Raw genomic sequence first — 324 nt, forward strand, 5'->3', positions numbered from 1 at the left:
AACGCCAAGTCTCTGACCAGCGCATCGTTCCGGCGATGGGCATCACCCGCCCCAGCACCCGCCAAGAGGAGGTTCTTGTCCCGCCCGACCGCCACAAAGAGAACCTAGTGGAGCGGCGGAATCCCAAACCCGTGGGCGGCAACGGAGCGATGGAATTTCTTGTTGAAAAGGTGGGCCAAAACAAAGGGCACCGCGAACTCTTTCGCTTGGTTAAAAACCTGTCCGGGCCGTTTTAAGGGCTTCGGCCCCGAACCCCGCCAAAGGGCTCGACCCTTTGGAAACCAGAGACCGCGTTGACCTTCTCCTAACCCGTGCCTGCCATGG

General features: G+C 60.2%; 1 pseudogene. It reads left to right on the forward strand.

The window, feature by feature from the left end:
* Positions 1-236 (forward strand): annotated as a pseudogene (locus MKK65_RS00015) (hypothetical protein); the annotation flags it as partial.
* Positions 237-324: the final 88 nt, after the last annotated feature.

This window comes from Methylobacterium sp. J-001 (assembly GCF_022829565.1).
Classification (GTDB): domain Bacteria; phylum Pseudomonadota; class Alphaproteobacteria; order Rhizobiales; family Beijerinckiaceae; genus Methylobacterium.